At 42.7% G+C, this 24917-nt stretch carries 22 protein-coding genes; 16 read left to right on the top strand and 6 right to left on the bottom strand.

From position 1 onward, the window contains the following. The first annotated feature begins 34 nt into the window (after nucleotides 1-34). From L2W36_RS20900 to L2W36_RS20865, 8 genes are all read left to right on the top strand, one after another. Nucleotides 35-997 carry an AAA family ATPase gene (locus L2W36_RS20900; RefSeq protein WP_236111472.1) on the top strand — a complete coding sequence of 321 codons (963 nt, stop codon included), beginning with the start codon at nucleotides 35-37 and terminating at the stop codon, nucleotides 995-997. A 4-nt stretch (nucleotides 998-1001) separates the two neighbouring features. Continuing rightward, nucleotides 1002-1934, top strand: coding sequence for a DUF58 domain-containing protein (locus tag L2W36_RS20895; protein WP_236111470.1), 933 nt, complete (start codon nucleotides 1002-1004; stop codon nucleotides 1932-1934). Continuing rightward, on the top strand, nucleotides 1934-2455 hold the full coding sequence (locus L2W36_RS20890; RefSeq protein WP_236111469.1) for a DUF4381 domain-containing protein: 522 nt from the start codon (nucleotides 1934-1936) through the stop codon (nucleotides 2453-2455). The genes L2W36_RS20895 and L2W36_RS20890 overlap by 1 nt, the downstream gene beginning before the upstream one ends. After that, the gene (locus tag L2W36_RS20885; RefSeq protein ID WP_236111468.1) at nucleotides 2452-3429 is read left to right on the top strand and encodes a VWA domain-containing protein; all 978 of its coding nucleotides are present in this window, start codon (nucleotides 2452-2454) and stop codon (nucleotides 3427-3429) included. The genes L2W36_RS20890 and L2W36_RS20885 overlap by 4 nt, the downstream gene beginning before the upstream one ends. Continuing rightward, a complete protein-coding gene (locus L2W36_RS20880) occupies nucleotides 3429-4967 on the top strand; it encodes a vWA domain-containing protein (RefSeq protein ID WP_236111466.1) in 1539 nt (512 codons plus the stop codon). The genes L2W36_RS20885 and L2W36_RS20880 overlap by 1 nt, the downstream gene beginning before the upstream one ends. Then, nucleotides 4960-6078 (top strand): BatD family protein, encoded by a 1119-nt coding sequence (locus L2W36_RS20875; RefSeq protein WP_236111464.1) that lies wholly within the window; start codon nucleotides 4960-4962, stop codon nucleotides 6076-6078. The genes L2W36_RS20880 and L2W36_RS20875 overlap by 8 nt, the downstream gene beginning before the upstream one ends. A 41-nt stretch (nucleotides 6079-6119) precedes the next feature. Then, a complete protein-coding gene (locus L2W36_RS20870) occupies nucleotides 6120-8567 on the top strand; it encodes a fused MFS/spermidine synthase (protein WP_236111462.1) in 2448 nt (815 codons plus the stop codon). Between the two features lie 490 nt (nucleotides 8568-9057). After that, the gene (locus L2W36_RS20865; RefSeq protein ID WP_236111460.1) at nucleotides 9058-10224 is read left to right on the top strand and encodes a glyceraldehyde-3-phosphate dehydrogenase; all 1167 of its coding nucleotides are present in this window, start codon (nucleotides 9058-9060) and stop codon (nucleotides 10222-10224) included. 171 nt (nucleotides 10225-10395) lie between these two features. On the opposite strand, the gene L2W36_RS20860 is transcribed toward L2W36_RS20865, so the two are convergent. Beyond that, nucleotides 10396-10722 carry a hypothetical protein gene (locus tag L2W36_RS20860; RefSeq protein WP_236111458.1) on the bottom strand — a complete coding sequence of 109 codons (327 nt, stop codon included), beginning with the start codon at nucleotides 10720-10722 and terminating at the stop codon, nucleotides 10396-10398. Nucleotides 10723-11142: 420 nt separating this feature from the next. On the opposite strand from L2W36_RS20860, the gene L2W36_RS20855 reads away from it, so the two are divergent. Genes L2W36_RS20855 through L2W36_RS20840 form a run of 4 tightly spaced genes read left to right on the top strand, consistent with a single transcriptional unit; the run spans nucleotide 11143 to nucleotide 14114 of the window. Further along, nucleotides 11143-12321 (top strand): OmpP1/FadL family transporter, encoded by a 1179-nt coding sequence (locus L2W36_RS20855; protein WP_236111457.1) that lies wholly within the window; start codon nucleotides 11143-11145, stop codon nucleotides 12319-12321. 34 nt (nucleotides 12322-12355) lie between these two features. Continuing rightward, the gene (locus L2W36_RS20850) at nucleotides 12356-12679 is read left to right on the top strand and encodes a DUF3302 domain-containing protein (protein WP_236111534.1); all 324 of its coding nucleotides are present in this window, start codon (nucleotides 12356-12358) and stop codon (nucleotides 12677-12679) included. Nucleotides 12680-12681: 2 nt separating this feature from the next. Beyond that, complete coding sequence (locus L2W36_RS20845) at nucleotides 12682-13800, top strand: HlyD family secretion protein (RefSeq protein WP_236111455.1); 1119 nt, start codon at nucleotides 12682-12684, stop codon at nucleotides 13798-13800. A 14-nt stretch (nucleotides 13801-13814) separates the two neighbouring features. Beyond that, the gene (locus tag L2W36_RS20840; RefSeq protein WP_236111454.1) at nucleotides 13815-14114 is read left to right on the top strand and encodes a hypothetical protein; all 300 of its coding nucleotides are present in this window, start codon (nucleotides 13815-13817) and stop codon (nucleotides 14112-14114) included. A 410-nt stretch (nucleotides 14115-14524) separates the two neighbouring features. Here L2W36_RS20840 and L2W36_RS20835 read toward each other — a convergent pair whose 3' ends face one another. Both L2W36_RS20835 and L2W36_RS20830 read right to left on the bottom strand, forming a co-directional pair. After that, nucleotides 14525-14800 (bottom strand): hypothetical protein, encoded by a 276-nt coding sequence (locus L2W36_RS20835; protein WP_063606198.1) that lies wholly within the window; start codon nucleotides 14798-14800, stop codon nucleotides 14525-14527. 980 nt (nucleotides 14801-15780) lie between these two features. Beyond that, nucleotides 15781-16689 (bottom strand): LysR family transcriptional regulator, encoded by a 909-nt coding sequence (locus L2W36_RS20830; RefSeq protein ID WP_236111453.1) that lies wholly within the window; start codon nucleotides 16687-16689, stop codon nucleotides 15781-15783. Between the two features lie 133 nt (nucleotides 16690-16822). On the opposite strand from L2W36_RS20830, the gene L2W36_RS20825 reads away from it, so the two are divergent. From L2W36_RS20825 to L2W36_RS20815, 3 genes are all read left to right on the top strand, one after another. Further along, the gene (locus L2W36_RS20825) at nucleotides 16823-18100 is read left to right on the top strand and encodes a serine hydrolase domain-containing protein (protein WP_236111452.1); all 1278 of its coding nucleotides are present in this window, start codon (nucleotides 16823-16825) and stop codon (nucleotides 18098-18100) included. A 970-nt stretch (nucleotides 18101-19070) separates the two neighbouring features. Further along, complete coding sequence (locus tag L2W36_RS20820) at nucleotides 19071-20231, top strand: hypothetical protein (protein WP_236111451.1); 1161 nt, start codon at nucleotides 19071-19073, stop codon at nucleotides 20229-20231. A 68-nt stretch (nucleotides 20232-20299) separates the two neighbouring features. Next, entirely contained in the window at nucleotides 20300-20773 is a 474-nt protein-coding gene (locus L2W36_RS20815) for a hypothetical protein (RefSeq protein WP_236111449.1), read from the top strand. Between the two features lie 33 nt (nucleotides 20774-20806). Here the strand turns inward: L2W36_RS20815 and L2W36_RS20810 are convergent, their stop codons facing one another. Continuing rightward, a complete protein-coding gene (locus tag L2W36_RS20810; protein WP_236111447.1) occupies nucleotides 20807-21685 on the bottom strand; it encodes a LysR family transcriptional regulator in 879 nt (292 codons plus the stop codon). 257 nt (nucleotides 21686-21942) lie between these two features. On the opposite strand from L2W36_RS20810, the gene L2W36_RS20805 reads away from it, so the two are divergent. Beyond that, on the top strand, nucleotides 21943-23157 hold the full coding sequence (locus tag L2W36_RS20805) for a hypothetical protein (protein WP_063605275.1): 1215 nt from the start codon (nucleotides 21943-21945) through the stop codon (nucleotides 23155-23157). 33 nt (nucleotides 23158-23190) lie between these two features. Here L2W36_RS20805 and L2W36_RS20800 read toward each other — a convergent pair whose 3' ends face one another. Both L2W36_RS20800 and L2W36_RS20795 read right to left on the bottom strand, forming a co-directional pair. Further along, entirely contained in the window at nucleotides 23191-23916 is a 726-nt protein-coding gene (locus tag L2W36_RS20800) for a LysR family transcriptional regulator (protein WP_236111446.1), read from the bottom strand. Beyond that, a complete protein-coding gene (locus L2W36_RS20795) occupies nucleotides 23913-24071 on the bottom strand; it encodes a helix-turn-helix domain-containing protein (RefSeq protein ID WP_236111439.1) in 159 nt (52 codons plus the stop codon). The genes L2W36_RS20800 and L2W36_RS20795 overlap by 4 nt, the downstream gene beginning before the upstream one ends. Nucleotides 24072-24917: the final 846 nt, after the last annotated feature.

Genomic DNA, 24917 nt, shown 5'->3' with positions numbered 1-24917 from the left:
AAGGAGCATCATCGATTAAGTTAATTGGTAGCGTATGGACACGAAAAGTACTGCATCAGAACTACAATCCCTTTCCCACTCTCTTGGTAAGCAAATTATTGGACAACAACATGTTGTTGAGTCGATGCTTATTGGTCTTATTGCGAATGGGCACATATTACTGGAAGGCCTGCCTGGTACCGCTAAAACACGCTCCGTGCGTTCTTTAGCAAAGAGTTTATCCGTCGATTTAAATCGAATTCAGTTCACTCCCGATCTCATGCCTTCTGATGTAGTAGGTTACGAGACGCTCAGTAGTAATAACCAGATGACTTTTAATTCAGGTCCGGTGTTTACCAACATTCTTTTGGCTGATGAAATCAACAGAGCACCTCCTAAAGTGCAGTCTGCGCTTCTAGAAGCTATGGAAGAAAGGCAAGTCACCATTAATGGCACTTCTCATCCACTTCCTGATATTTTTTTGGTACTGGCCACGCAAAACCCCGTCGAGCAGGAGGGTACTTATCCACTTCCAGAGGCTCAATTAGATCGGTTTTTGATGAAAGTCGTTGTCGATTATCCCACACCTGAGAATGAGCTGAAGATTTTACAGTTGGTCAAGGGTGAAGAAAATCAAACAACAGCCCCATCAAAAGTCTCGCCAGAGCTGATATACAGTGCTCGTCATCAGTTAACCTCCATTCGGACTTCTGAGTCCATTGAGCACTATATTGTTGATTTGATCAACGCAACACGCGACTTGGCGCTGTTCCCAGATTCTTCATTATCGAAATGGATAGACATTGGTATTAGTCCTCGAGGCTCTATTGCATTAGATAAGGCCGCTCGTGTTAAAGCGCTTCTTGAAGGGCGGGATTATGTTGAGCCAGACGATGTGTTGTCGGTAATTGATTCCGTTTTAGGGCATCGACTCATACTGACCTATGATGCTATTGCTGACGGCATTACGTCCAAAGAGGTCATTAAAGAGCTAACGCAATGGGTTTCGTTACGGTGATTGAATGATGGATGAACGTTTGCACATCACTTTGGATAGTTTGCGCCACTTAAGAAACAAAAGTAAAAAATTAAGGATTGATGAGCGTTATAGAAGTGGGGGAATGTTCTCTGGACGAGCTCAATCCAAACTCAAGGGGCAAGGATATAACTTCGATGAGCTGCGACCGTTTCGTTTTGGAGATAATCCAAGAGATATTGATTGGAAAGCCTCGTCTCGCTCAGGCAAGCAAATTGTCAAAGTGTTCACACAAGAAACGGATAAACCGACCGTCATCCTCTGCAACCAGAATGAAGGCATGCTATTTGGTTCCAAGGTTTATACCAAGTCGGTTGTGGCGGCACATTTAGCTGCGCTACTCGGCTTTCATTTTTTAGAGCAGGGCGAGCGAGTCGGTGGAATTGTAGTCGATAAGCACGGACATCAAGTAGTGCCCCCTAAGCGAGGAGTGAAACCGTTTACTCGCTATCTCGATGTCATAGTCAAATCTAACCAAGCTTTGCTTGAAGTTAACAAATCCACCGCGATTGAGAAAGCTGATGCTAATCTGCGCTTCAAACAGATAGTGAGTGACGCGACTCGGCTACTGAGTAGCAATGGAACCTTGGTGGTGATCAGCGACCTAGAAAGTATCGACCTTGCTATGCTCGATACTCTAAAACTGATCACTCATAAACACAATGTCCTCTTTTTTCTCGTGTATGACCCATTGGAGGTTGACTACAGCCAAGCGACGGACTTAGCGATCAGCGATGGTATTACCCAAGTGTCCTTATCGACGTCGAAAAAAGCAATGGAGTCATTTCGCAAAGAAAACGAAGCAAAAATAGAGCAGATCCAAAAGCTATTAAGTGGGAGTGGGCTCTCGTTTGCTATGGTGGATACGATAGACGAGCCCTATAAGCAGCTTTCAAAACTCATAACAGGGAAAGCGTGATGGTGACATTGGATGTACCTCAACCAGAGAATTTTGGAAACTATCTACTCAAATCTGAAGGATTTAACACTATTGTCTTGCCCGACGTGGTGAGTTTAGCGCCGCAAACCATAGGGGCTAAGTTATTAGTGCTGGTTTTTGTGTTGATAACGGGCTTTGTGATAGTTCGATGTTACAAAACTTGGAAACGAAATGCGTATCGAAGAACCGCTCTGTTTCAGCTGAAACACATTAATGATGAATCTTTGAATGGACAGCTCAACCACATCCTGAAACAGACCGCCATCAGTGCCTTTCCTAAACGCGCCAGAGGGGCTTTATATGGTGAGGCTTGGCGGCAATTCTTAAACCAAACAATGAACTCAAATAAAGCGAAGTTCACAGTGGAAATGATCCAGTTTTTAGAGCGAGAGCAGTATGCGGGAGTATCGTTGAACCGTGGTGATATAGAAATACGGCAAGAATGTCGATTGGTGGCGATCCAGTGGGTTAAGCACCATCGTGAGGAGAAAAGCTCATGATGTTACTGCAACCTTGGTGGTTGATGCTGTTTTTTCTGCCCGTTGCGGTGTACTACCTTATCCCTCCTTATCGCCGAAGCCGCTCCGTCATAAAAGCGCCGTTCTACGAACAGGTCATCAAGATTAATGGTGGTAAAGGCTCCAGTATCGCCAAAGTTGACAAAAGAAAGCGTCTTCAAAAATGGTCATTGCTGTTAACCTGGGCGTTGCTTGTTCTTTGTGTTGCTGAGCCTGTGTTAGTGGGCAAGCCAACCACCGAGAAGAAGTCAGGGCGAGACTTAATGGTGGCGATAGACATGTCAAAGTCAATGAACAAAAAAGACTTTGAGGTAGCCCCTGGTAAACTGGTGTCTCGGTGGGAGGGATTAAAATCCTTGATGGATAGTTTTTCTAAGCAACGAGAAGGGGACCGATTAGGGCTCATTGTGTTTGGGAGTGGCGCATATCTGATGGTGCCGTTTACTGACCAGTTAGACTCTTGGCGCGAAATCCTTGACAGTATGGACGTAGAAATAGCAGGTTCGGCAACGGCGATTGGAGATGCCATAGGACTGTCTATCAAAGCATTTGAACATTCGAAAGTACAGGAAAAGGCACTGCTTTTGGTGACTGATGGCAGTGATAACGCTAGCGTACTGCCGCCAGTAGAAGCCGCTAAAGTGGCAAAAAGTAGAGGGATAAAAATCTATTCGTTGGCTATTGGCAATGTTGAACAAAAGCAAGGTCAAGATAGAGTGGATTTTAAAACGCTGCAGTCTATCGCAAACCTGACACAAGGAAGCGCATTTAAGGCCGAGGATAACGATGCACTGTCGAATGTTTTGTCTCAAATCAATAACATCGCACCAAGTCAATTTCAAATTTCTACGACACCAAACTACCTTTATTTGTATCCCTATATTTTGACCTTGGTGATGAGTTTTAACTTGTTGATGTGGGTGTATTTGATTGTAAGTGCATGGAGAAAACCATAATGGCGTTAACACTTTTGGGCACCACAATCTACTTTCTTTCACCTGCGTTCTTGTGGTTCCTTATTCCGATAGCGCTACTGGCTTGTTATTTGTTTTGGCAGGCACGCGTTGGAAGTGAAAAAAGTAGCGCTATTGCTCCGCATTTACTGAAGCTACTGACTGTTAAAGCTTCAAGGCGAACTTCAATTTTGACGCCCTCCTTTGTGGTCTTAGTAGTGATGCTTTTGTTGGCATTCGTACTTGCTCGACCTGTTTGGGCGCCAAAATCCTCAACGTATTATCCCAATTCGCCCCTGTTTATTGTTCTTGATGTGTCTAACAGTATGCGAAAAACGGACGTGCAGCCTTCACGTCTGGATAAAGCAAAATTGCTGCTTGAGCAGTTATTGCAATCAGGTGTCTCAAGACCTGTCAGTATTGTGGCATTTTCAGGATCTTCACATCAACTGGTGCCCTTCACAGACGATGCAAAGATGGATTTACTTTACCTGTCTTATTTGTCTCCATCAGTCATGCCATTAAATGGAGGGGATGTCGCATCTTTGGAAAGGCTGATGTCAACAACACTGCCTGAAGACTCTGAGTCAATCGATATGCTATTTTTGACCGATGGCGGCCTAGACGATCCACAAGCGCTGAAGACTTATTTAAGTCAGAAAAAAGTGACAAGTCATGTCATCTATTTTGGCCCTCTGGGAGAGCAGGTCGCTAAGTCGCTTTCTTCCAACAGTTATGATGGAGGTTCGTCAAACTTTGACATTCTAACGCTCAGGGCTAGCCTGTTTGAACTTATAGCGAGAGGTCATTCTTCGCCAGAAGGGTTGGCGGATGAATCACACTGGCTATTGGTGTTCATTGTTGCTTTGAGCTCATTATGGTTTCGAAAAGGGTGGGCATTAAGGTTCTCGTGGTTTGTTATGGTTCCCTTTCTTTGGACACCGTATGTTGAAGCTAACATAAAAGACGTTTTTTTAACTAAAGACCAGCAGGCCATGATTTATATGTACTTGGGGGATTACAAAAGTGCAGAATCCCTTTTTGAAAATGAAGAGTGGCGAGCGGTCAGTTGTTATTACCAAGAAAAATTCCAATGTGCTGAAAAGGGCTTTGTCAATGTGGGTTCGGTGGAGGGTACTTACAATGCGGCGAACGCTTTGGCTCAGAGAGGCATATACAAGAAAGCACAGAGTTATTATCAAGCGGTGTTAGCTATAGAGCCGAACAATAAAGAGGCTCAACATAACCTAAAAATAGTCGAGGGTATAATCAAGAAAATTGACCGCCTCAGTCAGTCTTATGATGATAGTCGCCCCCCACAACAAAATGAATCCAAGCCACCTCCTGATGAAGATGAAATTGCAAATGGCAAGAAACAGACGGTCGTAGGGGTTCGTCCTGTGTCTTCACTAAAAGCACAGGATGTGTTGGCGAATAAAGCGGCCACGGACAAATGGTTAAGAGACGTCAGCAAAGATCCTGAAGACTTTATTCGAAGAAAGTTCTTAAACGAATTTAACCGAGGAAAGTCCAGTGAATAAAGTAAAGATGCGGTTATGCCTGTTGTTGTTGTTCTTTTTTTCATCGCTGGGGCAGGCAAGTACATTGGTGTTGACTCACTTTGACAATAAAAACACGGTCGCGGTCAATCAACGGGTCGCTATGTCCGTGAGTGTACTAACGGATTCGTATTTCACGAACGGGCCTGTATATAGGCTTCCCGCAATTAACCATGCGCTTGTGTTACAGCAAGATAAAGACGTGGTGTCGTCGTTCACCGATTACCAAGGTGTTAAGTACGTTAGTCAAACGTTTACTGTTGATATCTATCCAACTCATGTTGGCGTGTTGACCATCCCATCACTGAGCATCACCACTCAAGTCGAGGGCAAGGATAGTAAACTTGAAACGCAAGCTTTTACGTTAGTGGTATCACAGCCCCCTGAAACCCAACAATTGGGGGATATTTTGGTGTCGGATAACGTGGATGTCAATGAGACTTGGGATGGTCAAAAGCCAAATTATAAGGTTGGCGATATTGTAACAAGAAAGATAGTCATACGTGCTGAAGACAGTACGAGTCTCATATTTCCCGACTTTGTCCCTAACAAGAGCGCTCACTACACCATTCAAATAGGCAGTCCACAATTGCAGGATGTGAACAGTCGTAATGATAATTTTGCAGAGCTGCAGCAGACTTTAACTTACACCATCAAAGAAAGTGGTCGCTACCACTTGGGAGGAGAAATACTGAGATGGTGGAAGCCTTCCGTGCAGGAACTGGAAAGCTATCAGTTTAAGCCATTGCAAGTGGATGCTGGTTTTAGTCTAAAACAATTTCTACTGAATCACTGGGCCATCCTCATTGCCGTCACTGCTATTCTCCTTGTGGGTTATCGTTACCACAACACTGTCATTAACATGGTAAGGAATGTCGTTCGTTATTTATTTAGCGGCGGCCTGGGATGGTTGAGTCTGTTGTATCGCCATAAAACTCGTCACACTAAGAATATTAATTTATATACAGAGGTGTGTAGTAATGATGCGCTGAGAGAGAAGGTGATGGAGCAGGCTTTCAGTGACAATCAGAGGGTTAAAATCAAAGAACGGGTGGCGTTTTTCTTTAGCCGCTCTAAACTTAAAAATAGATAACAATAACAAACAGATAATAAGTAATCAGGATGATGTTTAATATGAAGCCAATAGTAGTGGGTGGTGTGTTTGCCGCTGTATCAGGGTTTTGCTCTTTAGCTTTTCAGACCCTTTGGTATAAGCAGTTGGCTCTGGTTATTGGGATTGATGTGTATGCCACGAGTATTGTCATCGGTGGTTTCTTATTAGGAGTCGGTCTTGGGTCCTTATGTTTTTCCCGATATGTCAATCGAATTAAGAACTTAAGTCTTGGATATGCTTCTCTCGAAGTATGCGTTGCTCTGAGCGCGCTAATTGTAAGTAGTGTTTTGTATTTGGGCATCGACCCCTACCTATCTCTTGAGGACACATTGGGAGATAAGGCACTTCTGGTTTATTCATTGCTGTTGGCTGTCCCTCCTTTTTTTATGGGCGGCACTCTTTTACTGTTAATTCGTTGGCTAGAGATAGAGCTGAAGAAGACGATTGCAAGTACTTTGTATGGCATGAACATCCTAGGTGCCGTCATTGGTGCTCTTAGCGCCCCGACCATACTGATGCCATTGCTGGGAATAATTCATTCTATTTGGCTTGTTGTTGCAGTCAACTTAATGTTGGCAATGACCTCCTACTTCCTTATCACTCAGACGCATGCACCAGTCGCAGCTACTTATGCTAATAAGCAGGGGCATATTGTGTATAGAAAAACATTAATAGCACTCTATGCGACGTCAGGATTTGTTGCTATTGGAATGGAAATCATATGGATTCAAACGGTCGTTCAATATATGAACACTCGCTCGTTTGCTTATGCCACGATATTAAGTGTTTTGCTATTAGGTTTAATGGTGGGGAACTTCACTGCTAACCGCCTAAAAATGTCGCCAGAAAAAAGTTATGCCGCATTACTAGTTGTTATGTTGAGCGCTATGATAGCCACGATTCTCCCGTATTTACTTATTAACGAGGCCGTATGGCAGACACAGTTGTCAATAAAATCTCTCATTTTTGAAACTGTTGGACAGGCAATGGCATCCAATGCCATTGCCTTTATCTTCATTGCCTTTTTCTTTGTGTTTTTTGGTGCTTTTTTCTTTGGGTGTGTTTTTGTTCTAGCGCTGAAAGTTCAGAAAAATGAGCAGTCACAAGCGCGCTTTTCAGGTGAGTTACTTGGTTTCAATACTATCGCTGGGGTACTTGCGACCTTTGTGGTTGGATTTTGGTTGGTTCCCCTAATTGGAGCAATAAATACGGTTAAAGTCCTCAGTGGACTAATCTTATTGGTAGTGGTTTGTGCTGCTCGTTTTTCTCAATATCGTTTATTAATTGTGACGACATGTACACTCCTTATTGTCGCTACCGCTGTGCTTCCTAAGAATCGTTTATCCGAAATGCTTGTGGCGAAGGAAGGTGGAAATCTCCTGTGGTTTAAGGAAGGTATAGGAAACACTGTCGCTGTGATTGAGCAGGGTGAAGGAAAGCGCAAGTTTCGTCGTCTTTACATCCAAGGTGTATCGAATACAGGCGATGTTATGGCTTCACTTCGATACATGCGCCTTCAAAGTTACATCCCTGCCTTGGTCTCACCTAAGCCGCCAAGAAAAGCGTTGGTGATAGGCTTAGGGACAGGCATAACGGCTGGTGCGCTAACCAATATAGAGTCTTTGGAAGTAAGGCATGTATTTGAACTGTTGCCAGAAGTGCGAGAAGCGACTCGTTTTTTCCAAGGAAACTACTTAGCAACAAATCAGTCGTCAGACATCGATGTATTTATTGGGGATGGGCGACACCAGTTAAGTCGGAGTGGCGCTAAATACGACCTCATTACATTGGAGCCACCACCACCCACCGCATCGGGAGTGTCTAATCTGTACTCAGATGATTTTTACAAACTGGCGAAAAAGCGTCTATCCGACTCTGGAGTGTTGGCACAGTGGTGGCCTATAGCTACACAAAGTGTTGAGGCGTCAAGGTCAATTGTCGCAACTATGCTTAACAACTTTAAATATGTCACGCTGTGGAGTACTGAGGTTCATGAAATGTTGTTGGTTGGCTCCGACGAACCTCAAACCCTCTCTTTTGATCAAGCCTCAAACTTTTTCTCCTCTAACCCTAAGATTGAGGCCTCTTTGTTAGAGGTGGGCGTCAGTAGTTACGAGTCTCTTTTAGCGACCTATGTGGGAGGCCGAAAGGAACTTGAACAGTTCGCGCACACTGATACACCGCTAATTACGGATGACTACCCATTACTGGAGTTTGACGAGTGGACAAATGAGCTTGTTATTACAGAAGTTATGCCTGAATTGATTAATTTGTTTACCCTAGTGCCAACGGTTAAAGAGGAACGAGCCGCTCAGGCTAAACTGGAGCAAGATAAATTAGTGGCCTTTTATATTGCGACAATGGCGGCTTATGAAAAACAGCCCGATATCTGGTTAGAGTATATGAATTGGGTATTGAAGCAGGACCCAAATAACGAATATTTCATTTGGTTTAAACCAGATAGCTAGGAGCGCCAACGTTTGAACATTTATTACACGATAGTGGTGGCGTTAGTGACCCTTTGGTCATGTCTATCTTCCGCAGTGCCTGATGAACAAAAGGCGACGGAACTAGAGAAAAAGACGACGCTTGAGGCGAATCGGGGCTTTTTTGAAGCATTTAATCTACCTAGAGAAAAGAATTGGGTTTATCAGCTAGCCGAGTCAGGTCAATTGCAACAAAGATGCTATTTAAATAGTCAAGACTCGTTTGAGGTTGGAGCTAGCTTAGTTTTTCAAAACATCTCAATGGAGTGTATTGAGATTAATCAAACGACTCGTGTGTTTTGGCCACAGAGGTGGGTGGAGCTCTGCAAGCATGAAAATAGTCCTTATCATGATTGCATTCTTAGGCATTTAAATTAATCCACCACTTGATGTAAAGACCTGTAACGATGGTGCAGTAGTTAGCTATCTCACTTCGTTTCTAAACACAATCGTAACGAAAGGATTCTCGACAATGCGATATCGTTTTTACCGACTGATAGTGGTAATGGTGTGTACTTTTTCATCCTATACATGGGCCACCTCTTTCGTCGATCCTATTGATGGGAAATTTGATGTCGGTGATTATCTTGCAGAAAACGCGTATGGGTTTCTTCCTGTTCCCGTTTTGATCACTGAGCCTGCAGTTGGTTATGGCGGTGGTGTCGTAGGATTGTTTCTTCATGAATCAGAAGAGGCCAAAGAAAAACGTAAAGCGTTAGCGCTAAAATCGGTTGATGGTGGAGCTAAACTTTTGACCCCTGCAATAACCTTGGTGGGCGCTATCGCTACCGATAATGGAACAAAAGCGGGCATGCTGGCTCACCGTCATACTTGGGGAAAAGACTCTATTCGTTACCAGGGCGCGTTGTTTTATGGAGATGTTTATATGAACTTTTATGCTCCTTTTTCTCAAAGTAACGCACAAGGCGTTGAATTGGAGATGCAGGGGTATGGTGTGATGCAAAAATTGCAGTTTAGAGTCAGTGACTCTCCCTTATTCATTGGTGCTGCACAGCGGATTTTCAGCCCCACATTCAAAGTGAGTGAGCCAAACCGCGCTTCAGATATTCTTAAACGATGGGTCAATACATCTCCTTTTGTGTCGGGGCTCGGATTGAATTTAGAGTACGATACAAAGAATGCTTTTCTTTATCCAACAGAAGGGGGAGACTATACTCTTGAATATACGATGTTTAATAGCGTAGTCGGTAGTGATTATGACTTCAACCTTCTAGCCGCTAGTGGAATACACTACTTCCCTTTAGGAGATTCTTTTAATTTAGGGTTTAAAGGTTTGTTTAATGAAGTATTCACTGATGAGCGTTTCTTACCGCCTCCAGCATACCCATTCATTGATTTAAGAGGGATCCCTCGTAATCGATATCAAGGCAATGTCACGGCAAGCGTCGAGGCTCAGTTAACTTGGAAAATGACACCTCGTTGGTCGTTACTTACCTTTGGAGGAGGGGGGGCGGCATCGTCATCAACCAGTAGGCTCTTTTCTGATGATATTCAATATGCTTACGGGGTTGGTTTTCGGTACCTGATAGCAAGGCGATATGGCTTGCATTCAGGAGTTGATATTGCTACCAGTAGAGATGACAATGCAATCTATTTTCAAGTAGGGACTGGGTTTTAGATGTTGAATTAAGGTCAACAATCCAAAATTGAACAGCACTCAACGATATCCGTTATTTACATGATAATAGCGGGGGTGAATATATCTAAGAGGGGTTATAGGTATCTTCAATGTTGGTTAAAAGAAATACCTATAACTGATGTTGAATAAATTCTAGCAATAATAACTGTTCTAATAAAACGTCACTTTTGCGTTATATTCTGTATGGTCATCATCACCGACAACATTTTTATAGTAGTTAACCGTAAAATAAATGGGTTTGTCTTTTTTTACTTTGTCAGCGATTTTTTTGTCTAACTTATCAATGGATTGAAAATCATATACATGAAATGTATAGCCTGGTTTTAGATTCATTTTTTTTGCTTGTTCTGAAGTAATATATGTTTCTCTATATACAGGCGTTAGGTAGGCATCAAATTGCGTTCTAATGTCATCACCTGTTTGAATCTCATAACCAAAGTCGTTGACGACTAGTGTTTCCTGTTGTAATGAACTCATCGATGAGCCCATTGTTTTCTCGTCTGTAGACTGCCCTGTTGTGCATGCTGTTGATAATAAGGATAGTGATAAACAAGTTAAGTACATAAGATTAGATTTATACATGTAAAACCTCTCATTGCTAGTTGTTTGCTGCGTTTTGACTGAAATAGAATCAAAGACAAATTTAGTATAGGTGTTAGTGAAAATCTGGCTACTTAATTTTTATTGTTATTTGAAAAGCCAAATTGAATTGATTTACCACCATCTCTTTTGAGGTGTAGCCAAGTGAGTAAAACCACTGCTAGGGTGTTAATAATATTATTCCCAAGACATGGACAGTGCCCAAGGAGAGCAAATATCTACGATATTGAAGTTATGAGTTGAGATCGTGAAGATCTCTACTAGTTTAGAATTACAAAGATTCATATGGGTGTGCTTATGAAGGTGAAGCAAATTAGCTTGGCTCAGACAGGACTAGTTTTAACTGCGACGTCTAAATCAGCAGTAATCCTCGTTCCTGCATTAAGTGATGGAAATTTGGCGCTCTCAGGAGCAGGGAGTGCTGCGATTGCGGATAATGCGACAATTGCTTATACCAACCCTGCAGGAATGAGTGTTTTAGGCAAAGATGCGTTGAGCGCCTCTCTTGGTGTAATGGCTTACGATGTGGACTATTATTCTCAATCTGGGATTGGCAATGCTCCCGATTCAGGGTCAGTAATGCCCTATGGTAATTTCTTCATTGTTAAGCAACTGCAACAAGGCACAGCCATCGGGTTTTCTCTTACCGCCCCAGGTGGTGCATCGTTGGACTATGGAACAAATTGGGAAGGGAGTGCTCAGCTTAACGACGTGAGCCTCACGTCTGTTCAACTGAATCCTTCATTTTCCTATCGAATTTCATCTCAATGGGCGGTAGGTCTTGGTATAGCTGTGGAATATATGACGGTAGAAGAGCACGTGTTAAACAAGCGTATCAATATTTCCGCCGATGATTGGAATGCAGGATTTAATGCTGGGCTTTTATTTAAACCTACTGAGAAAGATCAATTCGGATTTGCTTATCGCTCAGAGATTAAACACGATTTAGCTGGAGATTACACTCGTATTAATGGGTCTTCGGGAAGCGTGGGCTTGAACATTCCCAATGCCGCGCAGCTTGATTTGTCAGGGTTTCATCAGTTAACCGCCAAGTTCGATTTAGCTTGGAGTGTGGGAATGGAGTTTTGGGGTGACTATAACGTTACTTATGTGGAAGTAGACTCTGGCATACCAAAGGGCGTCTATAATCGAGAGTTTGACAATGTTTACACGTTTGCTCTAGGTGGAAGGTACCACATAAACGAACGTTATCGCCTAGACTTTGGGACGAGCTACGCGACTAACCCTCAGTCGGACGATACTAAGCTGTACCCTGACTTACCTGTTAACGATATCTTCAATGTTGGCGTTGGTTTGAACTATCAAATTAATGCAGCTCTTGCCGTTAATGTGGCTTATCAATATAACGATTATGGTTCGAGAAACATCGAACAAAGTAAAAACTTAATTGGTGTTCAGGGCAGGTATGAGCAAAATAATCAGTTTTTTTCTGTGCAGTTAGATTACGACTATTAGCGATGAAAACCAATAATAACCTACTGAGGTAATGATGAATTTGATTTTAGATTATGCGTCACTTGCGATTTTGTTTATAGTCATTTTGATTTTTATCTATGGCTTAATAGTCGTTCATGACATCCCCTATGAAATAGCGGTTAAGCGTCAACATCCGCATCAAGATGCTATTCATGTGGCGGGGTGGATAAGTTTGTTTTTCCTCCATGTGCTTTGGCCTATTTTATGGGTATGGGCCATGATGTATGACCCTGTGAAACAAAACTGGGCAGGACAGCGGGAACAAGAAGGATATGACGCGTTGTTGGCTCGCCTTAACCAACTAGAAAAGCAAATGCAGGATAGAGACAGGGAGTAGCTATGGAAACGCTTATTACGCTCAGTTATGTTGCACTATGTGTCATTGTGTTTCGCGTGTTTAAAGTACCTAAAAACAAATGGACTATCACCACAGCCGGTGTTATCGGGATGTTTTTGGTTGGGTGGATTTTCTTATATATGGCTATGTATCAACCTGTCGCCCGTGTCGCAGGTGTTTACAGCATAACAACTCCTATAACTTCTCAAGTGTCAGGTATAGTGAAAGAAGTATATATAAAGGGCAACACTCCGCTAAAAAAAGGGGAACCGCTCTATAAAATTGATCCGGTTCCATTCCAAGCAGAAGTGGATAAGGTTAAGGCTCAGTTGCTCGGAGTGAGTGCTAAGATTACGCAACTGTCTTTGTCAAAATCGAATGTTGAACAAGCTATCGCTAAAACACAGGCAAGTATTGACTTCAATAAAAAGGAATTAGCACGTTTCAATAAGCTTGCTAAGAAAGATTTCAGTGCTCAGCAACAGGTAGATAAATTTACCGATACAGTGAATGAACTTACGGCCGTTCAAAACCAAAACCACATTCAGCTTGATGTCATAGACGCGCAAGTTGATGAGCAAAATGCCAACAACTCTCTTTATCAAGCAGCCTTGGATAAAGCTCAGTTCAATCTTGATAGCACTGTGGTAAGAGCGCCAACAGATGGGTTTGTCACTCAAGTGGCCTTGAGGCCCGGTATGAAAAGCCGTGTTGTGCCTTTTCAAGGTAACTTAACGTTTGTTCACAAAGAAAACAAAGTAATCTTCGCTGCATTTAAGCAGAATCCTGCTCGCTATATAAAAAAAGGTTATGAAGCAGAAGTGACATTCAAAACCATTCCTGGTCACGCGTATAAGGCTAAGGTAATGAGTGTCTTGGATATTACTAAGGAAGGTGCTGTCGCTCCTTCAGGAGTATTGAATGACCCGCTAGCCAGAGTCGGAGGTCGCGTATTAGTGCGTGTCGAACTTAACGAGCCCGAGTTGTTAAAAGGCCAACCTATACCTGCAGGGACAGATGCACATGTTGCGGTATATTCACCAGAATGGGAAATGTTTTCAGTTGTGAGAAAGGTTATTTTGAGAATGCAGAGCTGGCAAAATTGGTTGTTTGAAGGGTAACAGGAAGATAAATTATGAAATCTATAATGATAATAGTGGCTTCGCTCGTGTTGGTAGCCTGTGAGTCTACGCAAGACTATCTAGCTGAATATCAAGCCGAAGCAGAGGCAGCATCCAAGCGCAAAGCCGAGTTCGAATTCGACTGCAAAGATGTATCTACAACCTTGATTTCAGAGAAGCGTATCGAAGCTTATCGCTTTGAAAGGCCGCAATATCAAATAGGTGTTAAAGGTTGTGGCAAGAAAAAAGTCTATCTAGTCAATTGTAACGAAGGTGATGGGTGCACGGTACTTGATAGTACGGTCAGACTATGAGTTTAACTCCTTAGAAAAACGAAAGAATATATTAGAAGTTAAACGACTTATGTTGACCAAGCCGATATAATCACTTCGCAATATCTAGCGATGGTCAAAAACATATGGCATCTGGCTATTAAATGTATAATTTAACAATGTTATTAAGGAGTGTCAGAAAGTACATTTGATTTTTCTGGCGATTGAAAATTATAGTAAGATGAATGCTCTTCCAGTGACTTATACTGATTTTTACTAAAAATAAAACTGCTAAAATTTAAATATTAATAATAAATAGTCCATTGAAGCCAGAAGAAAAGCAATCTACTAAATACTAATTTGATTAGGCAGTATAATAAGTGACTATTCGAACAGTTTTCTATCCTATCTATGTTCAAATGTTACTATCTTACTGTTTGAAAATCATGATATTATTCTTCACTTCCAGTCTTGTGGTGGTTTCTGGAGGAGTGTTTGTGGTCATGTTTTTTGTCATGATGATGTTTGTCGTGGTGTCCATCAGGGTGGTGGTTTACAGAGTGCTTATGGCCATCATTACTACCACCATGTTTGTTATGAGGATGGCTCTTCTCTTTATCGTGAAACTCTAAATGATCTTTGTTATGTTTGTGTTCCGTTTCAGTGCCATATTTATGTTGCATTTTTTCTTCGGTAGAGTGTTTGGTTTTTTGCATTTTATCTGACATGATTTTCACCTCTCAATAATCTAATTATCTTATATAAGATAGTCTATAAATAATGAGGTACCAAACTTATTGAATGACATAGTTAGATAAAAGCTGCAATTAAGTGCTAAAGAATTTTCTAGAGTATAATGTACTGATCTAAATGTAATAATCTGATCTCAATGTTCTTGTTGATGTTTATTGTACGTAAATATGAAACCCATTTTAAAGGTGGGAGAAGAAGGTTGCGACCGATTGTCTCCAAGAACACTAAATAGTTTACGTAAGTAGAGTTACAAAAAGCACTGAAAGGTATGGTTAATTTGATTGCTGAGCATCTAACAGCTTTGATATGAGTCTGTTTAAACTCTCAAAAACGGTGAAACCCCTATGTTGGTAGGAAGAAAATAATCTAAGGTATAACCAATTGATATATAGGGTGTGGAGGCTGAGAATGGTCGGGGTAGTGGCTGTGATTTTGAGGAAAATCGATCTAATTCATACACTTAAGATCATAGGGTTATGCTTAGCACAGCACTGGTTTTTGATAGATCTATAAATCATAGCGGTGATGATGGTTTTAGGTGCTATAAGTAGTCAGGTTCAGATTTTAATGAGCGTATCGTTTAATACGCCCTCATTAAATTTTACTTATCAAAGCTCGACTTAATCGCAGACCATTCTATTGCGTTTGTCGGTGCAACTCATATTCGGACAAAACGTGTTTGCCGAGATCGGTTTCAGCACATACATGGACAAGGTGAGTAATTGCTGAAGGGCAGCTAAGCTCCATAACCGGTCATGACAGTTACTTGCAATTTTACTCGCAAATTCTAGAGAGTAGTCGTTCGTAGGCAGGCAGATGACGCATATGCAAAACAGATCATCACCACATACTAGGTACACAAGCCATAGTCTTGGAGTCATCGACAAAAACACGTCAAAAGTTCGGGTAACGTAATTGACGGTAAAACGAGGCTGGGCATTTAGCCTTCGCATACTTATTGTGAGCTGTAACCAAACCAATCTCGGAGCTGTTGCACCACCAGATCAACCACCGCTGGGTAAGGGTAGTCCAATTGATAGTAAAGCATCAGCCGGATGCTGGAGTCGAACTCACGCCAGTTCATATTCAATGCCACTACGCGCCCCTTTTTGATGTAATCCCGTGCGGCAGACTCGGGTATCACCGCGATGCCCAGTCCCTCGGCAACCAAGGCTAGGGTGGTTTGAAGATCAGTGCTGTACAACACATCCATGTGGGTGAATACATTACCCACTAAGTCTCTCGCATTCTCTCGGCTGCCAGGGATTATCGCCGTTTGGGTCAGCAACTGCTCGCTGCTTATATCCTGTTTTTCAACCAAAGGGTTGCCAGGGTGAGCGACATAGAGTATGTCTTCTTCACCTACTATGGCTCCACCCATACCGGCGTATATGGTGTCGGTGTGATGCCCAAGCGCGATATCGGTTGCTCCGCTATCCAGTGCTTGCTGAACATCCAGCGCACCGGAGTTGGTTAGGCTTAATTGTAGGTGTGGCCATTGCTCCTTTAGTTCAGCCAGCATCTCAGCAGCCCCGGCAGGTGCCACATACTCATTTAGACTGATTGTTAGTTGCATCGGCGCTTCGTCATCAGCCATCGAATGAGCAAATAACTGCAGCTTCGATTGATACTCAACCGCTAGTTTTGCCTTAGGTAGCAGTGTTGTGCCCCTTTCATTGAGTAGCACAACCAGGCCATTGCTTTGACGATCAAAAACTTCATAGCCTAGAACATCTTCCAGCTCTCCGATCCACCGTGTCACCGTTGAAGGTGATTTGCCTAAGCGTTTAGCTGCTTTATTGAAAGTGCCTGTTTCGGCAGCGGCCACCAGGCATTCGAGCCACCTGTTCTGAATATCTAGCATCACCTGTCTTTACTCTCTATGACTAACTTTAATCCATTCCATATATGGAATATTTCATGCTTATTGCATTTCTTATTATGAATGATAATGACTCCCGTACCAAATATCACCTTCGCTAAAGAGGATACTTATTATGAAAACTTCAGCCATTGCTATGATATTAACTACAGCTCTCTCACTGCCTGTTGCAGCTGTGACTCCAAGCTCAGTTGAGGCCAACGGTGTTGTGAGTGAGCTGACTGGAGATATTCGTAGCAGCTGGGACTACCCTCCTCACAACATGTACAGCTTTACCAAGACCGAACATATTTTCCCGACACTTCATATCGCCAAAGGCAGCGGGCCGGTTGCACCGCTTCGAAAAGCTGAAGAGCAGTTGAACTTAGAAACTCTGCAGGTTGTAGATCCTGCACTGGGCAACACCATCTCAGCCGATGAACTGCTGGAACGTCGCATACAAAACAACGGTTTTCTGGTCCTGCACAAGGGCGAAGTTGTTCACGAGTCATACCGGAACCAACTCGACAAAGACACTCGACATATGAACTTCTCTACTACGAAGTCAATCATCGGTATGTTGGCGCAAATCGCCAAACAAAAGGGCCTGTTCGATGAAACTGATTTGGCATCTAAATATGTCCCTGAACTGTTAGGTAACCCGGCGTGGAGCGATGTCACCGTGCGTGACGTGTGGGACATGCGCGACGGCACCAAGTTTGATGAAAACTACGATGATAACGACTCTGATGTTCGAGTTCAGGACCGAGCCATCAACTGGCGTCCACGTTTGGAAGGTGATCCTAAAGGTGTGCGCGATTTTGTTAGTAAGAACGTGGATGAAAAAGTAGCGCCGACAGGTTCAAAGTTCACCTACTCATCTGTACAAACAGAGATTCTCGGCATGATCATCGAAGGTGCCTCGGGCCAATCGCTGGAAAATTTTTTTCAAAATGAATTCTGGAGTAAGATCGGCGCCGAGCACGATGCTGCCTTCAACACTGATGGATTCGGGCAACCGCTGGCGCAGGGAGGTTTGAACATGACCTTACGTGATTTCGGCAGAGTGGCTCAACTGGTAATGAATAAGGGTAAGACGCACCAGGGCGAGCAGCTAATTGATGCCGCTTTCTTCTCAGACCTGGTAACCCCGAAGAAGCACCTCAACGACGCGTTTGCCAATTACAAGAGTTTCTTCGGTGATACCGGTCAGTACCGCAGCCAGTTTTGGGTAGTAAAGCCAGAGGCAAAGCAATTTATGCAAGTGGGTACCCATGGTCAGATTGCCTACTACGACTATCAAAATGACATCGCCTACGTGGGCTTCAGCGCCTACCCGGTAGCGAAAGATGCGGTATTGATGGGGAGCTTCTTTGAACTGTTCGAGCAAATAAAAACTGAGCTGACTCAGTAGTCATCTCATCTCCCATACAGGATAAACTGCACTCAAGTGCGGTTTATCTTAAAGCGCTGGCAAACGCACTACTTTAATTTCTTAGTCTTATGGAGGGATGGGTAGAACCACATCACCGATACATCACAAAGGGGCTATAACGTTGTGAAAGATCACATGTGACACGAAGCTGCATTTAGGTGTTGGTACTAACGCTAAATGGGAGATAACCTCTATAAGTAGGCTCATGTAACTGACCACTGCATTATCTAATTAGCACCTAATAATGCGTGCTATACATTCACGGGGCTCAAAGCCCAACCATAGATCTGCTTCGCACCTACCCGTATTACTAGGATATGTAGACAAATCTTACTCAATTACTGCTCGAAGTTTCCATTAGTTAGCGGAAAATCGATCTAATTCAGATGCTTAAGATCATAGAGTTAGCTAGTTGGCTTCACTGGTTTTTGATAAAGGCACCGGCGCCTTTAACTTTTCTTGCGCTTTTAGTTATAGCCATAATCCTGAGTTGAACATGCCTAAATAGAAAGTGGGGTTTAAGCAGTATTATGATGGTTGTTACCTAACGTATTTCTTCGAAGTGCCGTTTCGATATAAAGAGCACGGATCTCATATGTCTATGGTTGTGGTGTTTCCGAAGTTCTAGTTGGTAACTAGCAAATGGCTCTCTTTTGTATCAACCCACCTTCCTATACAACCATTCTTACGGAAAATTTGTAGTTTATAGTCGTTGAATATCTGCTTGATTGAATTACTTTCAAATTATGTAGTTGATAATTAGCTAATTTCCTGTGTTCGTTTCTCGTTACCAGGTTCAGTGACAACCAACCCTCCATGTTTACTGTAGTAAACCTATTTAGAGATCCTTCGATCGAGTTGTAAATTACACCACATGGAACGGACAGGAGGTCTTCGAAAGTTTCCATGAATATCACTTAATTCGTAATACTTAATCGAGGTAATCATTATGTCAAAAGCATTCCGTCAAGAGTCATCATCAGCAGAAGTTCGTGAAGCGGTCATGAAAGCAATGGGTATCGATACTAGCCCTATGATGTATCAACGCGACGAGCACAGTACACTAAGAGAAGTCATTATCGGTCACACCATTGGTGCAGCTTATCCACCAAAAGGTAAATCGACAGATAACTTTGCAGACCATATTCCATATTTGTCGGGTGACTTCTATGACCAATTCGAAGAAGGTCAGCGTATTCCATTTGAAGCTTTTGCCCCAGAAATTGTGGAAGCATACAACAAACTACACGCCGATATGAAAGCAGCATATGAGGAAGAAGGTGTGATTGTTAATGTGCTGGAGGCTCCAACTGAGCGTCAATTGGATTACTTTGGTTGGGCGGAAGGTACAGGGTACTGGCCAGTGACTCTTGCAAGTAACTATCAGGTGTTCGGTGACGTGCTTGTGGAGATGATGAGCTCAGATAACATTCTAGAATCAGCTCTTGCAGGCTTCCAGTCACGCGAAGTTTATAGAAAGAAATACCAAGAGAACTCTAATGCGGTGTGGGCAGCAATGTCGGCTAGTGCTCCATATGATCAAGCTGCAGATGACAGTGATACGCTCTTTGTCCAAGGTGGTGATATTCGCATGCTTGATGACAAAAACATTATTGTTGGAGTTGGTGAGGCTACAGGTCAAGAGAAGGCGACATCGACCAACTTGGAGGGTGCAGAGCATTTCAAGCGTATGATGGAACGATTTGGTTTCACTGTTCATATTGTTCGCTTCAACGGAGACTTAGCTTTCCACTTAGATTACTTGTTTGGCAATATTGCACCAAATACGTTTGCGGTGATTGAAGGCACTTTTCTAGATGGTTTGCCAGAGATTTTGAAAGATGCAGATATTATTTGGCTACCAGCTGAAGACGCTGATAGAGCGGGCGCAAATGTTGTATCCCTTGGACCTGATGCAACTGGTCAGTATCGAGTGATGGTGCCTAGCCGTCGAACAGGTCCAACTTTGGTTGAAGGTCTAGAGAAGCGTGGTATTCGCCCTGTAGAAATTGAATGTGAAGTAGTTGCGTCAACTGGCGGTTCGATTCGCTGTGCGACGTTAACAGTGGCTCGAGAGAACAATCCAATCCCTGAGTCGTTTAAAAGCTAAACGTCTATTTAAAACTAAGCCCCTTCCTAGGGGCTTAGTTGTTTTAAAAACTCAATTGGGAGCCTATTGTGAATAAATATCGGTTTTATCTAGGGGTGGTACTAGTCTTTTTGGGCGTAGCTCTACCTTTTATTGTAAGTCCACTTGTACTAAGTACGTCTTTATCATCGGCATGGAAAACGTCGATCATTGGTGTTGCCGTCGTTGGGGGACCGGAAATATTTATGGTTTTCGCAGCGATTGTAGCTGGTAAAGAAAACGTCAAACTTATTGTATCGAAAGTGTCTGCTCTGTTTAGTCACATGGTCGGTTGGCATGTAGACAGCAAGCTAAAGTATTACTCAGGTCTTATACTTATCGGCTTTGGATTATTAGTGACAACCATTGAGCTGTACGCTTTTCCAGAACAAGTATTGTTATCAAACGGCCAAATCGGTACTAGTTATATTAATTCCTTGGTCGGTGATTTTTGTGTGTTGATAGGCTTTGTTATTGCGGGGCAACGATTTTTCCATCGAATGCTAGCAATACTGCGCTACTAGTATACTTAGCGTATGAGCAAGGGAATGCGCCTCTTAGACCATTTGAGTTAGTTTGGAAATGAGAAAACTCAAAGCAGGTCTGCGGACTAAGTTAGATGGAAACCTAACTTCGGCAGAAAGTACATTACTAGTTCGACTAATTTCTGATGTTTCGAGCAGGTTGATAGTCCCTTGAGCTACATACTTCTCTGCGACTACTTTAGGTATTAATGCCCAACCCAAATCAAGCTCAACCAGCCTCACAACCCCTTCAAAATCATCTACATCCCATGTTTCAAATCCAATAAGAAATTGTTGGTAACCCGGATTCTCGAACATTGCCTTACAGCAGATTTGTCGATGAGATGCGAGGGTGGACATGCTCACTATTTTGGTGCCGGAGAGAGAGCTTTCAGGTGAACAGATGCCTACGATTTCAAAGTTAGTAAAATGAACAAACTCATAATTATCTCCAGCAGTACCTTCGGATAGGACAACAATACACTGAACTTTTTCCTCTGATAATGCTACACGTAAGTCTGACAAGCTCCCCCTCATAATAGACAGATTGATGTTTGGATATTCGTTGGCAAGCAGTATTAATCCATGTTCAACCAACTCAATGGGAACCACCTGATCGACACCGATGGTGATACTGTCCTCAATACCACTGAGAAAGCTATTGGCAATCGAGATTATTTTGTCATTTTGAAAGAGAAGGTTACAGGCGACGGGGTAGATAGCTCGGCCATGCTCATTGAGTACCGGGTACTTACTCGTACGATCGAACAGTTCTAACCCAAGTTTATCCTCTAGGCCTGAAATCGCGGAGCTCACGGTACTCAGGCTTTTTCCATGCTCTTTTGCAGCAGCTGTAAATGATCCTTTTTCAACTGAAGATATGAAAAGCGCGAGATGTTCGATATTAAGCATAGGATGTCATTCCTTGGATCATTATTCGCATAGTTAACTGATGTTTTAACTATTCTGTGCTGATGTCATTAGTGTAGCCTGAGGTAAGTTTATCTGCTTAGGAGTAAAAATCCCTACTGCTATCTTCCATGTTGTTTCGAAAAATCGGTAAGGAGCTTACTCATGCCTTTCCTGTTAGTTGGTCATAATGTGCACATCAAATGAACGAAGCGAGCGCTTCATTAATTACACATTAACTAACAGAGTTGGAGATTAACATGTCTACTACAAACAATGACCGCAGAGAATTCTCGAAGAACGCTGGAATAGCTGGCGAGATTAGCAACAGCGTATCGACGAAGGCGAAGTTACACCTAACAGCAAAGGATTTTAAAAACGTTATCCCTAAGGAGGGAGAAGTGATCCCTGGCATGGCAGAGCAAGGGAAAGGTATTCGTCACTATGTAGAAAGTGAATATGCAAAGGCGCGTGCCGTGTTGGTTGGAAATGCCAGTGAACTTTGGATCCCGGATGTTGATATGTGGGAGTACAACAATCTATTAAAGGGTGCACCTGAGGAACTTAAGGACTTTATGGTCAAATATGGCGGCACTAACTTGTGGGAATCGAATCCAGAAATTGCGCAGCAGATGAAAAGTGAATCTGATGCATTGGCGGCTGCATTTCGCAAACATGGCGTGCATGTAATTCGAAATGAAACTGGTTCAACGCCAAAAGAGCTGGTTGACTATAACTACGCATGGTCTGGTCAGCGTCAGTGGACTCTATTCGGACAGTCTGCGAGTGAATCATTTGGTCATGCATTTGTGTCATTTTGGGAAGTATCGAACTCATGCATCTCAGAGTTAGCGCACCGCGAAGCTATTAACGAAATAATGAAGAACGATAAAGAAGCAATTTGGATGTCGATGCCAGCGCATTTTCCGGCAGCAGACCGCAAGAACTTAGGGCCATTCCTAGCGCCGGGGGACCCAATTGTTTTGAATAAAAAAGTCATTATTGGTATTGGTGTAGAAGATCCATCACATATTAATGACCCTAGCAAGCCTCGCTCAAGCGGTGATGAATATGGCGCAGAAATCCTAACGCGTATGCTCAAGCCGCTGGGCTGGGAAACTGAGATTGTGTACTTCAACAGCAATTATACTTATCACATTGATTGTATGATGGCTCCACTAGAGGAGGGACTAGTCGCCGTCTATGAAGAGGCATTGATTACACCTCTTGAAGAAATTGAAGCGCTTAAAGGATGGGAAGTGATTAAGGTATCTTACGAAGATTTTAAGCAAGGTGCTTGTAACAATGAGCCTCTTGGTGACCAGAAACTGATTCTTCCATCAGGATGCGATAATCTTGTATCAGAGTTGGAAGGGAGAGGTTGGTTGTGTGAGCAAGTACCATATAACACAATCTATTCATTGACTGGTTCAGGTATTCACTGTTCTACAGCGGGTATATGGCGTCAATCATAATATTAGTAAAACGGCCCTATGCGGCCGTTTTTTCTATGAGTTTGGAATCCCTTTTAGTTGTTCCACCATGTAGGATAGAGCTGGGCCGTGGCTCAAGCTTGGGTTGACTTTAAAATCGAGCATAAACGTGGTCTTTGCAAAGTTATTCTCTAGATTCATGACTTTTAACGTCCCTAGTTGAGCGCGTTCATCCGCAATGGACTTGGGTACGATTGCCCAACCCAGATCATTCTCCACAACCCTTATTACGTCATCTGTAGATGCAAACTCCCACACCTCGTTTGAAACAATAAAGTCATTCAACATTTCATTGTTCATTAGGCCAGAGCTACAAATTTGCCTGGTCTCTACGAGCTGCTCACCATTAACTGCGTCAGAGTCCGACAGATGCGAATCGGGAGAGCAAACAGCGACCATCTCTATATTGGCAATGTGATAGTAGTCAGCGGATACATTCTTGAAGCTATTAGCAAAATGAATGGCGAGATCTATTTCTTCCGTGTCGAGCATTCGATAGAGTTGATTTACGGTACTGCGAGTTTGCCTCAGTTTGGTATTTGGGAATTTGGCTTCAAACTTAGCAATGATAGGTTCGATTAGCGAGAAAGGGACGAGCTCATCCATGCCGATCACAAGTTGCTCCTCAATATCGTTTATGATGCTGTGAGCCATAACCTCCATTCTCTCGGCTTGTCGGAGCAATTGGACACCAATCTCATACATTCTCTGTCCTTCTGGAGTCAATTCCGGATATTTCATGGTCTATCGAGCAGTTTGACTCCAAGCTGATCTTCTAAATTTGCAATAGCCGCACTAACGGTCGTGAGGGCTTTCTTCTTTTTTCTTGCTGCAGCGGAGAAGGAGCCCAATTCAGCCGCACTAATGAAATAGTTAACGTATTCAAGATTAATCATAAGGGCTCCGATTCATGATGCTCCATAAATTATAGGCGGGCTCAGGTGACGATCAAAAAAGGAAATCGTGCTCGATATCTTTCTTTGTTTGTGTAAGTGGGTACAAAGATGATAAATGAGCGTTTTCTAGTGACTTTACTTCTTAACTAATTGAAATGTAAAGATTCTATCCTTCGGGATTCTCGTAGGAACCCTATTTGAGACGACAAGGTAAGCGACTTAGTATAGTGATGAACTGCTAGTAACTAGCCTTCATAGAGTAAGGATAGATATTTTCTGCTCACTCACTTGCTTGTTAATAAGTGTATAGAAAGTTGTAGGGTATAAACATGAAGACCGTTGTGCGATATCACTCGGATTTGGATACTAAAAAGTGCATCCATGTACTAAGAGAGTTAATTCCTGCCATTCAACGGCATTTTGAGGGTTTTCATCTCGATAGATCTCTGATTGGCCAGTTGTCCAAGCAGAACTTGGACGAGATAAACGACAAGATTAGTAACCCAAACCCTGACTTCTCAATCTACGTGAATTATGAATCATATATTGGGCATTGTTGTAGGAAGCGTGAGTTCGTTTTCTATCTCGATAAGTGCATGAAAAAGTTCACTGGTGCGCAGAACAGCATCATAAACTTAGCTTTTGTGGTTATGTTAGACCTGCTCGTTGAAGCTAGAGTGATCAGCTATAAGCACAGAAGTGAACTGTTATATAAAACAATGATATGTTCTGGTGCTCTCTGTACAAATTAAAATTTTTGGTCTTGTTAACAGGTGTGAATGGCGGAATTTGAGAAGATAGTGCCCTATGTTTGTATTAGCTTTTCTCAGATCATTTAATTTGTGT

It is taken from the genome of Vibrio sp. McD22-P3 (assembly GCF_021568915.1).
GTDB lineage: Bacteria > Pseudomonadota > Gammaproteobacteria > Enterobacterales > Vibrionaceae > Vibrio > Vibrio mediterranei.
The sequence above is the reverse complement of the archived record's forward strand: the minus strand, read 5'-3'. Positions and strand labels throughout refer to the sequence as shown.